The 9699-nt window shown below is 35.1% G+C and carries 15 protein-coding genes and 2 pseudogenes; 5 read left to right on the forward strand and 12 right to left on the reverse strand.

The window, feature by feature from the left end:
- Positions 1 to 46: 46 nt before the first annotated feature.
- Positions 47 to 334 (reverse strand): hypothetical protein, encoded by a 288-nt coding sequence (locus ACFWDE_RS12245; protein ID WP_377892568.1) that lies wholly within the window; start codon positions 332 to 334, stop codon positions 47 to 49.
- 277 nt (positions 335 to 611) lie between these two features.
- Here ACFWDE_RS12245 and ACFWDE_RS12250 point away from each other — a divergent pair, with 277 nt between their 5' ends.
- Entirely contained in the window at positions 612 to 1538 is a 927-nt protein-coding gene (locus tag ACFWDE_RS12250; RefSeq protein WP_377892570.1) for a Gfo/Idh/MocA family protein, read from the forward strand.
- A gap of 128 nt (positions 1539 to 1666) precedes the next feature.
- Positions 1667 to 2068 carry a large-conductance mechanosensitive channel protein MscL gene (gene mscL / locus ACFWDE_RS12255; protein WP_002015591.1) on the forward strand — a complete coding sequence of 134 codons (402 nt, stop codon included), beginning with the start codon at positions 1667 to 1669 and terminating at the stop codon, positions 2066 to 2068.
- A 50-nt stretch (positions 2069 to 2118) separates the two neighbouring features.
- On the opposite strand, the gene ACFWDE_RS12260 is transcribed toward mscL, so the two are convergent.
- Positions 2119 to 2391 (reverse strand): DUF3917 domain-containing protein, encoded by a 273-nt coding sequence (locus ACFWDE_RS12260; protein WP_000636592.1) that lies wholly within the window; start codon positions 2389 to 2391, stop codon positions 2119 to 2121.
- 111 nt (positions 2392 to 2502) lie between these two features.
- Here ACFWDE_RS12260 and ACFWDE_RS12265 point away from each other — a divergent pair.
- Together ACFWDE_RS12265 and ACFWDE_RS12270 are read left to right on the forward strand one after the other, a co-directional pair.
- A pseudogene (locus tag ACFWDE_RS12265) lies at positions 2503 to 2610 on the forward strand (DUF3949 domain-containing protein); the annotation flags it as partial.
- Between the two features lie 15 nt (positions 2611 to 2625).
- On the forward strand, positions 2626 to 2988 hold the full coding sequence (locus tag ACFWDE_RS12270) for a DUF4288 domain-containing protein (protein WP_377892573.1): 363 nt from the start codon (positions 2626 to 2628) through the stop codon (positions 2986 to 2988).
- Between the two features lie 34 nt (positions 2989 to 3022).
- Here the strand turns inward: ACFWDE_RS12270 and ccpA are convergent, their stop codons facing one another.
- The 5 genes and pseudogenes from ccpA to ACFWDE_RS12295 form a co-directional block, all read right to left on the reverse strand.
- Positions 3023 to 4021 carry a catabolite control protein A gene (gene ccpA / locus ACFWDE_RS12275; RefSeq protein ID WP_377892575.1) on the reverse strand — a complete coding sequence of 333 codons (999 nt, stop codon included), beginning with the start codon at positions 4019 to 4021 and terminating at the stop codon, positions 3023 to 3025.
- A 376-nt stretch (positions 4022 to 4397) separates the two neighbouring features.
- On the reverse strand, positions 4398 to 5414 hold the full coding sequence (locus tag ACFWDE_RS12280; RefSeq protein ID WP_377892577.1) for a CamS family sex pheromone protein: 1017 nt from the start codon (positions 5412 to 5414) through the stop codon (positions 4398 to 4400).
- A 113-nt stretch (positions 5415 to 5527) separates the two neighbouring features.
- Positions 5528 to 5854, reverse strand: a complete 327-nt coding sequence (ytxJ, locus tag ACFWDE_RS12285; RefSeq protein WP_002145356.1) for a bacillithiol system redox-active protein YtxJ — start codon at positions 5852 to 5854, stop codon at positions 5528 to 5530.
- 13 nt (positions 5855 to 5867) lie between these two features.
- Complete coding sequence (locus ACFWDE_RS12290; RefSeq protein ID WP_377892591.1) at positions 5868 to 5924, reverse strand: hypothetical protein; 57 nt, start codon at positions 5922 to 5924, stop codon at positions 5868 to 5870.
- Between the two features lie 172 nt (positions 5925 to 6096).
- A pseudogene (locus ACFWDE_RS12295) lies at positions 6097 to 6366 on the reverse strand (DUF948 domain-containing protein); the annotation flags it as partial.
- A gap of 187 nt (positions 6367 to 6553) precedes the next feature.
- On the opposite strand from ACFWDE_RS12295, the gene ACFWDE_RS12300 reads away from it, so the two are divergent.
- Entirely contained in the window at positions 6554 to 7669 is a 1116-nt protein-coding gene (locus tag ACFWDE_RS12300) for an aminopeptidase (protein ID WP_002034367.1), read from the forward strand.
- A gap of 39 nt (positions 7670 to 7708) precedes the next feature.
- On the opposite strand, the gene ACFWDE_RS12305 is transcribed toward ACFWDE_RS12300, so the two are convergent.
- The 5 genes from ACFWDE_RS12305 to ACFWDE_RS12325 form a co-directional block, all read right to left on the reverse strand.
- A complete protein-coding gene (locus ACFWDE_RS12305; protein ID WP_377892579.1) occupies positions 7709 to 8155 on the reverse strand; it encodes a hypothetical protein in 447 nt (148 codons plus the stop codon).
- 16 nt (positions 8156 to 8171) lie between these two features.
- Positions 8172 to 8354 (reverse strand): hypothetical protein, encoded by a 183-nt coding sequence (locus ACFWDE_RS12310; RefSeq protein WP_377892581.1) that lies wholly within the window; start codon positions 8352 to 8354, stop codon positions 8172 to 8174.
- Positions 8351 to 8755 carry a PH domain-containing protein gene (locus ACFWDE_RS12315; RefSeq protein WP_002145353.1) on the reverse strand — a complete coding sequence of 135 codons (405 nt, stop codon included), beginning with the start codon at positions 8753 to 8755 and terminating at the stop codon, positions 8351 to 8353. The genes ACFWDE_RS12310 and ACFWDE_RS12315 overlap by 4 nt, the downstream gene beginning before the upstream one ends.
- Positions 8756 to 8832: 77 nt before the next feature.
- On the reverse strand, positions 8833 to 9324 hold the full coding sequence (locus ACFWDE_RS12320) for a GNAT family N-acetyltransferase (RefSeq protein ID WP_377892583.1): 492 nt from the start codon (positions 9322 to 9324) through the stop codon (positions 8833 to 8835).
- Positions 9321 to 9699: GNAT family N-acetyltransferase (locus tag ACFWDE_RS12325; protein ID WP_377892585.1), on the reverse strand; the 379-nt coding region annotated here is incomplete at its 5' end. The genes ACFWDE_RS12325 and ACFWDE_RS12320, both read right to left, overlap by 4 nt.

Raw genomic sequence — 9699 nt, forward strand, 5'->3', positions numbered from 1 at the left:
AAGAGACGAGGCTTATTCCATTAAAGCCTCGTTAGTGAGTTGATTTTCAGAAGAAATATTTCATACTATAAACAAAGAAAAGATAAAAGGAACAGAGCACTAAACCTAAATCAATTAATACCGACTTTTTATCTCCCTCTTTTAAACTTATCGTAAAACCAGAAATACTTTTAACCATCCAAAATGCGACCAAAAATAACCAACCGAAATGATCATTTGTATTATCTTCATCATAAAACATTTGTATTGCACCAATAATTAATAAAATAAGTATGATATTAGTTCCAATCTTTAAAACCTTGTTTGATTTATTATTCTTTAATTCCGCCCCCAAAATCTAGCACTCCCTCTCAAACTATCGTGCGTGTTGACACAGATGTTTTATCCCCTTTTTACACTTTAACATAAATTACCTTATATATCCTTTTACTTACAGATTCAGATATACACGACAATAATGATGTTCCCTTCATTGCAACATGCTCATAACTTTAAAGAAATAGAGAAGGGCTTGCTAGAAGGACGTAAGTAAAAAGCTAATTTTTGCCTTCCTCCCCCACCCTATGCTACATTTAACCCGTTACATCAATATTAATAGGGTGGGAATAAACATGAACAAACCTAAAATCGGGATGATTGGACTTGGAAGTATTGCACAAAAGGCCTATCTTCCAACACTTATAAAAGAAACAGATTGGAATTTTGTAGGGGCATTTACACCTAACGCAGAGAAAAGGAAACAAATTTGTCAGCAATACCGTATTCAAGACTTTCATTCTATGGAAACGTTAGCTTCAGAATGTGATGCCGTTTTCGTTCATAGTTCAACTGCTACACATTATGAAATCGTTTCTACACTTCTAAAAAAAGGTATCGACGTTTATGTCGATAAACCGTTAGCAGCTACAGTGGATCAAGCTGAAGAGCTAGTCGAAATGAGCGAAAAGCATAACCGAAAGTTAATGGTAGGATTTAACCGTCGATTCGTTCCTATGTACGTTACTGCCAAAGAGCAAGCTAATGATATTTCATGGATTCGAATTGAAAAGCACCGTACAAATAAAGTGGGGCCATATACGTATGACTTTACTATGTTAGATGATTACTTACATATTGTAGATACTGCTCGCTGGTTAGCTAACGATGACCTTAACGTCGTTCATAATATGATGCAAATCAATGAAAAGAACGAACTTCTTTACGGACATCATACATATACAACTTCAAATGGACTATTACTTTCTACGGCGATGCATCGCCATGCTGGTACAAATTTAGAACAAATTGAACTTGTAACGACAGGGAAAATCATTCGCGTTAAAAATATGAATACATTTGAAATAGAACAGGAAAACTCTGTTTCACAAAGCGGTTCACCATCATGGGATACGACGTTAAAACAGCGCGGTTTTGAAGATGCTGTTCATCATTTTATCGAATGTGTTCACGGAGATACAAAACCTGTTGTAGATGGATTAGAAGGATTAAAAACGCAGCAACTGTTGCAATCTCTACTGGAGAATGCAACTAAAAATTAAAACGGATACATTTTTCAGAATTTACTTTCATTCCCATTTCCTCTTTATTTCTCTCACAAATTTCTATAGAATATGTTGATAGGAATTATAAATTTCATATTGAATCGTGGAAAGGATGGGATTAACACATGTGGAACGAGTTTAAAAAATTCGCATTCAAAGGGAATGTAATCGATTTAGCTGTCGGGGTTGTAATCGGTGCTGCATTCGGTAAAATCGTTAGTTCTTTAGTAAAAGATATCATCACACCATTACTTGGTATGGTACTGGGCGGCGTTAACTTTACAGATTTAAAACTTACATTCGGTAAATCATCTATTATGTATGGTAACTTCATCCAAACTATTTTTGATTTCTTAATTATTGCAGCTGCTATCTTTATGTTTGTTAAAGTTTTCAACAAACTAACATCTAAAAGAGAAGAAGAAGAAAAGAAAGAAGAACTTCCAGAACCAACAAAAGAAGAAGAAATTCTTGGCGAAATTCGCGACTTACTAAAACAACAAAACTCTTCTAAAGATAGAGCATAATTGAACGGATAAAAAGGCATGCCCCCTCGGGACATGCCTTTTTTTATATGCTATAACGTTTCCGAATTCATATGAATAAATAAAATAATACCAGCAACCATAAGTACCATAATACTACCTGCAAATAGTGTAATACCCATGAACATTAAACTTGTGCTCATGTCCACTGATACACTTTCAATAAAAATAGAAATTACATACGTGATAAGGGCGATTCCTGCAAGAATACTTCCTGGAACAAATCGCTTTAAGCCATTTTGTTTTAACGTCATATATGCAAAAATAGCAGTCATGCAAAGCGTAATTATCCAAAGAACGATCATCTCTTCTCCCCCCTCACAAGCCTTTTCTTTCTATTATACATGACATTGCCCTATAATAGTTAAATTTGCACTTGTGTGACATATAACAAGGAATCTCCCCCACTGTAGCGAATGTCTTATGAAGAATCCCAAATACATTATCATTATCAAAGTAACGTATTTACAATACCCGCTTCACTTATCGCGAGTATTGTTTATAAAGTAAAACATTCAGCATAAGGAGACTGATCTCATGTGTATGCTGTAAAATTATTATTTGAATCTGTCCATTCAGGTAAACCTAATCCTATTAAAATTGATGAACATTATGAAGAGAATCACGATACATTTTTTGAAGAAAGTATCATTCTCGTTAAGGCGAACAATTTAGAGGAAGCTCATGAGCTAGGTGAAAAGATAGCTCTACAGTCTGAAGATACGTACGATAATATGTACGGTGAGCAAGTAACATGGACGTTTAGAAAAGTGTTGCATGTTTTCGAATTAGATGACACACCATTTGAGACAGGAAAAGAATCATATGCACGCTTTTTACATGTTAAGAAAACTGAAAGTGTAGATACAGTAGTTAAACACCATTATCCTGAATATGAATAAAAGCTCACAGCTATCGCTGTGAGCTCCCTTATTCTTACTTCGTTGAATCTCTAAATTGGATACGGTGAGGTAAGATAACTGAGTGATCTTCTACTTTTTCTTTGTTCATGTATTTCGTTAGTAGACGCATTGCTACTGCACCGATATCATACATTGGTTGTACAACTGTTGAAAGTTGCGGACGAACCATTAATGCAAGACGTGTGTTGTCAAAACCAAGCACTTCGATATCAGTTGGTACGTTTAATCCCGCGTCTTGTGCTGCGTGGATTACACCTAGTGCCATTTCATCAGAAGATACGAAGATTGCTGTTGGTTTTTCATCCATGCCCCAAAGTCTTTCAAACGCTTCTATACCTGAATCATATGTGTAATCTCCATCAATTATAAGATTTTCATCATATGAAATACCTGCTTCTTCTAAAGCTTTTTTATAACCTTGTAACTTCTTCGCGCTTCCTGCTTTATTAATGAAAGGACCAGAGACGAAACCGATACGTTTATGTCCTTGCTCAACAAAGTGCTTCATTGCATCGTAAGCGGCTTGTGTATAATCAATATTTACTGATGACGTTTCATTTTGCTCATCAAATGACGCTGCTAATACGATTGGTACTGGAGATTTTTTGAACTCTTCAACGTGAATATCTGTAATATCTTCACCCATGAAAACAATCCCGTCCACTTGTTTCCCAAGCATCGTATTTAATAAGTGGAACTCTTTCTCTTTGTTTTGGTCAGAGTTACTTAAAATGATGTTATATTTGTACATTGTTGCGATATCTTCAATTCCACGAGCAAGTTCTGCATAAAACGTATTTGAGATATCAGGAATAATAACACCCACTGTAGTTGTCTTCTTACTTGCTAGTCCACGTGCTACCGCATTTGGGCGGTATCCTAAAAGATCAATTGCTTCTAATACTTTCTTTCTTGTTGTAGGCTTTACATTTGGGTTACCGTTCACAACACGTGATACGGTAGCCATTGAAACGTTTGCTTCGCGCGCTACATCATAGATTGTTATGTTCATCTCTTCGCACACTCCTTCTATTTATGTTATCTATTTTTATGTATCGGTTCACTTGAATGAAAAAAAGACATCAACTCTATTTGCAGATGCCAACAATCGTCCCGAGTTCTTCCTTTTACTAATGATACGATAAAAACGCAGGGTCATACAATATTTTCCCGCAAAAGTTTCGAAAAAATTCGCTTCTTTTCTCGTATTTTCGTATTTTTTATGCAAAAAAGGTCAATTTTTGTAAAAAACTATGTGACAAGGGCTACATAGACTAAGAAATCTTTTTATAATTTACTTCCGAATACTTTTAATTCTTTCATAAACTCATTGAACTGCGGAAAATTTATAAAATAAAAAAGACAGCTTAAAAACTGTCTTTTTTATTTTATAGGAAAGAAACAAACGGTTTATCGCTGTTCTTCTCTTTTATAATAACAGCCTCGATTTTATTCTCGGACTTTATCTGTAATTGAACTTTAGCATCTTTAGGAAATTGTTCTAACATACTTTGAGCAGCAATTTGAGAGAGTGCCATTAATTCTGACTTACCATTATATTTAACGACAAGATCCATCTTTAATTTATCCATCTTATTTTGCTTATAAGAAATCTTAGCATTAACAGGGATATAATCTCCTGGAGAGAATTTCTTTATTGCTTCCGAAAAATCATCTAACTTTTTCTTATCTTCTCCTTGTGCTCCCTCAAATTCTTGAGAAGGATACGAATACGATTTTTCATCAATAGTATCCCAATTTCCAAGGTTAGTCTCGTTCTTTTGAACAGTAGCGCTTGCAATATAAGTACCATTCTTTAAAGAACTTGTACTTTCTTGCTTGAATATAGCAAACGTAATTGGTGATTTGTTATATTTATCATTTTTATTAATAGCTTCTACAAGCCCCTTAGCAACTTCAGTACCTTTAGAAATAGCTTCCTCATTAGATACACTTGAAGACATAGATAAACCAATAACAACACCAGATAAGCTTAGTTCATTTGAATTCTGTTTGCCGAAGTAGTCCTGTTCTATAATATTAGTCAAAACTGGTACTTCTTGTTTCGTAACTAATTCATCAATTGTTTTCTCTGGAATATATTGATTTAATTGTAATACGTAATTTTCTGTATCGAATTGTTTTGAAGCAATATCCATTAAACCATTTTCATATTCTGCTAAATCTAGTTTAGAATTAGTTTTAACATTAACTGTATTAATTACCTTTTGTTCTTTTAAAGGAATAACAGTTCTATAGTAATCCTTAGAAACAGCAGTTCTTGGAATCATACTTTTTTCTTTCGTATCTTTCTGTACAACTTCATCTTTCTTCTCAATAGTATTATTGCTGCAAGCCCCCAGTAATAAACTTAAGCTTGCGATGCATAACGCCATTTTCTTCATTGCTTAAAACCCACTTTCAAAAGTCAATTTACTTAGTTTTAATGTATCTATAGTGTACCATTAAATATATTGCAACAAAATAAAAAAGAAGCAAGCCCTTCGCTTGCCTCCCCCTATTTTACATTCTCTTCTAAAGCTTCTTTTTTAATATTCCAATGGGATGTATGCCATACTACCATTCCATCTTTTATGTATAGCACTTGCGGAGATTCATGCTTAATGCTGTACTGCTCTGCAACATGGTTCGAAACATCTCTCGCATCTTGTACGTATAAGTAGTATGCTGGCACTTCTCTTTCTTCACCGCAATACGCTTGAAACTCTGTATATGCACCGTGACTAATTGGGCATGTCGTACTATGTTTAAAAAGAACGTAAGGCTCATTCTTTTCTACTAACGCTTCAAGTTCTTCAATTGTTTCAATCTTCATCATACTCATCATTACTCACCTCTCATGCGAAGTCTAGAGCGCTTCTCTCTCTTTTCATCCTTCTGCTCAGCTTTCTCAAGTTTACGCTCTTCTTTTTCAATCTTTTTCTCTTGTCTCGTAGCACGGTAATGATTGTATACTTCAATTGCTGCGCTGCTCCACTGTACAACTTGTGCCACTTTATCTGCATTATTTTCAATTTCGTCTGTAACAGACTCTGAAACATTGCGAAGCTTCGTATTTAAAGAGTGGATCGTCGTTCCGATTCCATCTACACCTTCCACTACTTTATTTAGCGACTGTGACTTCTTTTGAATATCATCAGCTAACGCATTTGTCTTATGTAATAATTGCTCCGTCTCTACGCTTATTCCTTGCATTTGCTTTTCTAAACCTTCTAACGTACTTGCAACATTTTCTAACGTCTTTTGAACCGATAACAACGTTCTACATACATACACTACTAATACAGCGAAAGCAACTGCAATAATAGCCGCACTTACATATAAAAGAACTTGCATTTCATCACTTCCTTTATCTTTTTCATACTTTCTCTTATTATACAATCATTTTCCGTTTCGTTCTAATCCCTATCTTTTCATTAGAATTTTCATACTTATTCGTTAACTTTAACATAAATCATTCAACAAATTCCACTAAGTAGGTTACAATAGGTGAGGATACATAATTAGTAGGGAGGCTTTACATATGAAAGATCCACGTATTGAAAAGTTAGCATACAATTTAATTAACTACTCTATCCGATTACAAAAAGGTGAGAAAGTATTAATTGAAAACTTTGGCTTACAAAAAGAACTTGTAACAGCACTTGTAAAAGAAGCATATGCAGCTGGTGGTTTCCCATTCGTTTCTTTAAAAGATCATCAAGTAGATCGCTCTTTATTAATGGGTGCTACTGAAGAACATTTCGAACAAATCGCTGCATATGAAGCGAGCGTAATGAAAGATATGGATGCTTACATTGGCCTTCGCTCTGGCGATAACATTAACGAACAAGCCGACGTTCCAAGTGAACGTATGAAAGTTCACGGCCAAACAGTTGGTAAAAAGGTTCATAGAGACATTCGTGTTCCGAAAACACGCTGGGTTGTTCTTCGCTACCCAAATGCTTCTATGGCACAGCTTGCTAAAATGAGCACAGAAGCTTTCGAAGACTTCTACTTCGAAGTATGTAACTTAGATTACGGTAAAATGGATAAGGCAATGGATAGCCTTGTTACATTAATGAATAAAACAGATAAGGTTCGCTTAACTGGTCCTGGAACTGACTTAACATTCTCTATTAAAGACATTCCAGCAATTAAATGCTCAGGTCATTTAAACATTCCAGATGGTGAAGTATATTCTGCACCAGTTCGCGATTCTGTTAACGGTACAGTTTCTTACAACACACCATCTCCTTACAACGGCTATACATTTGAAAATGTACAACTTAAATTCGAGAATGGCCAAATCGTTGACGCAACTGCAAACGATTCAGAGCGCATTAACAAAATCTTCGATACAGACGAAGGCGCACGCTACGTTGGTGAGTTCGCAATCGGCGTAAACCCATACATCTTACATCCAATGGGAGACATTCTATTCGATGAAAAAATCGATGGCAGCTTCCACTTCACACCTGGACAGGCTTATGATGATGCATGGAACGGCAACAACTCTAACATCCACTGGGATTTAGTATGCATTCAGCGCCCTGAATACGGCGGCGGCGAAATTTACTTCGACGACGTACTAATCCGTAAAGACGGACGCTTCGTTGTAACTGAACTAGAAGCTTTAAACCCAGAGAACTTAAAATAATATGAAAAGCGCTCGGAATTCTATCCGAGCGCTTTTTCATTAATACTCTAATAATTTTTTAGCTACATCTTCTGGTACTTTAAAACTATTTTTATTTTTTATTTTATTAATTTTCAATTCAACCTCAACATAAGGGACATCTTTATATACTGTCATCGTACCAATTTCATGTAACTCTTGTTTATCTTTACTCGAATCCAACAATTTCGGTGTATCCTCTTGATACATTTTAAACGTTTTCCCTTGCGGAGTATTCATAGGAGCCGATTCCATTTCCCACTCATCCATTTTGATTAATTCAAACAACTTTGTGATTTCTTTCTTATCGGTAATTGTTTTTTTATCACTCGAATCAGTAAGCGATTCTATTTCAATTTTTTGTGCCTTTTCTAAGCTAACATCAGACTTCTCTTTCTTCGCACTACATCCTATTAAAAGAATAGATGTGGTTAGCAGAAACAAAAACAACATACAGATTTTTTTCATTTCTAATCCCCCTACTTTATATGGAGCTACTTTTCTCGCTTTTTGTTTGCTGGAAATGAAAATAAAATAAAAGCATCACTGCGATAGTACCTATTAATATTGGGACATATAATGGCAATTCCCATTTAATATATACTCTAGTGCAACCAACAAGCACAAACAAAATTTCCAAACAAAACAAAAGTTTTACATATTTCATCTCTTACCTACCATTTCTATTTTCACATGTGGATTCTCTTTCTCAACAAGTGACAAAAAACTTGTCATATCTTGCGGCATCGCAATCATATGTACTTTATATGCATTCGTCGTAATTTCAAGGGATTTCCCAACTTGACGAACAACTCTTATATCTTTTAATACAACGTCGTCATTTAAAATTCCATATTTTAAAATACCATTTTCTACTTTATGTTTTTTAATGAATATTTCCCAAACGAGAGGGATATTTACAATAAAACATAATCCCATCCCAATTAGAGCTGGAGCCCAATCCCCTTTTCTTGTAAAGAACACAACAATTGGATATACAAACATAAAAGCTAACGTGAGACTAACGAAAATTACCGCTGACTTACTTCTTTGAATTGGAAAATCCATACACACACCTCCACTAACCAAATTATACCATGTTTTCCATTTTAGTTCATAAAAAAAGGCCATTTATGAATGACCTTTTAAATAATATATCTATAAAATTTCTTATCTACCTCTAGCACTGGAAAACTTCTTGGCAACTCTTCTATACTCACGCTTTGAAAACCATTCTTTTCGTAGAAACGGTGTGCTGCTAGAAATTTAACTGTTGTTCCTAAATAAATGTCTTCCAATTTCTTTTCCTTCGCCCAAGAAATTGCTGTTTGAAGTAGCATACTTGATGCACCCCATTCTTTTCCGCGGAACTCTTTCTTCACGAACATTTTTCTTAGCGCTACTTGATGCTTCCCAATATCTAATAAAGCTACCGTTCCAACTACTTTACCATCATAAGTTGCTACCCAAAAGTTTCCGCTGTCCCTTTGATAGAACGTTTCTATTTCTAGTAAGTCCGGCTGCTCTTCTTTCGTAATTGGGACATTGTACTCTTTTTGCTGAATATGAACAATGAGATCTACTACTTCATCTTGGAACTTACTTTCATATGGAATAATACAAATCTTCTCGTTCATCGAATATCCTTCCATTCTGAAGCTAGTAAACTATAAACAGCAATATCCTGAAAATGATCATACAACCATTCTTCTTCTCTTAAAATCCCATCCAACTTAAAACCTAATCGCTCTGGAATTGCACGACTTTTCGCATTTTCAATACCGCAACGAATTTCAATTTTATTCAGTTTCAAATTTTCAAATGCATAATGAAGCACAGTCTTCACACTTCGCGTCATAATACCTTTTCCACCAGCATCTTCTGCAAGATAATATCCAAGACTCGTCGCTTTTTTTCCCCAGCTCACCGGGTGAATGCCCACCATCCCAACGAGCTTTCCTTTATAACGTATACCACTTTCAAAACCGTCTCCCTCTGCAAATTTCTTTAAC

It is taken from the genome of Bacillus sp. NPDC060175 (assembly GCF_042728695.1).
Lineage (GTDB): Bacteria > Bacillota > Bacilli > Bacillales > Bacillaceae_G > Bacillus_A.

What these genes read in the sequence shown, in the direction of transcription:
- ACFWDE_RS12320 (WP_377892583.1), bottom strand. Translation starts at nt 9,324, where the DNA reads ATGAACGAGAAGATTTGTATTATTCCATATGAAAGTAAGTTCCAAGAT.
- ccpA (WP_377892575.1), bottom strand. Translation starts at nt 4,021, where the DNA reads ATGAACATAACAATCTATGATGTAGCGCGCGAAGCAAACGTTTCAATG.
- ACFWDE_RS12300 (WP_002034367.1), top strand. Translation starts at nt 6,554, where the DNA reads ATGAAAGATCCACGTATTGAAAAGTTAGCATACAATTTAATTAACTAC.
- mscL (WP_002015591.1), top strand. Translation starts at nt 1,667, where the DNA reads ATGTGGAACGAGTTTAAAAAATTCGCATTCAAAGGGAATGTAATCGAT.
- ytxJ (WP_002145356.1), bottom strand. Translation starts at nt 5,854, where the DNA reads ATGAGTATGATGAAGATTGAAACAATTGAAGAACTTGAAGCGTTAGTA.
- ACFWDE_RS12310 (WP_377892581.1), bottom strand. Translation starts at nt 8,354, where the DNA reads ATGAAATATGTAAAACTTTTGTTTTGTTTGGAAATTTTGTTTGTGCTT.
- ACFWDE_RS12305 (WP_377892579.1), bottom strand. Translation starts at nt 8,155, where the DNA reads ATGAAAAAAATCTGTATGTTGTTTTTGTTTCTGCTAACCACATCTATT.
- ACFWDE_RS12250 (WP_377892570.1), top strand. Translation starts at nt 612, where the DNA reads ATGAACAAACCTAAAATCGGGATGATTGGACTTGGAAGTATTGCACAA.
- ACFWDE_RS12280 (WP_377892577.1), bottom strand. Translation starts at nt 5,414, where the DNA reads ATGAAGAAAATGGCGTTATGCATCGCAAGCTTAAGTTTATTACTGGGG.
- ACFWDE_RS12260 (WP_000636592.1), bottom strand. Translation starts at nt 2,391, where the DNA reads ATGATCGTTCTTTGGATAATTACGCTTTGCATGACTGCTATTTTTGCA.
- ACFWDE_RS12315 (WP_002145353.1), bottom strand. Translation starts at nt 8,755, where the DNA reads ATGGATTTTCCAATTCAAAGAAGTAAGTCAGCGGTAATTTTCGTTAGT.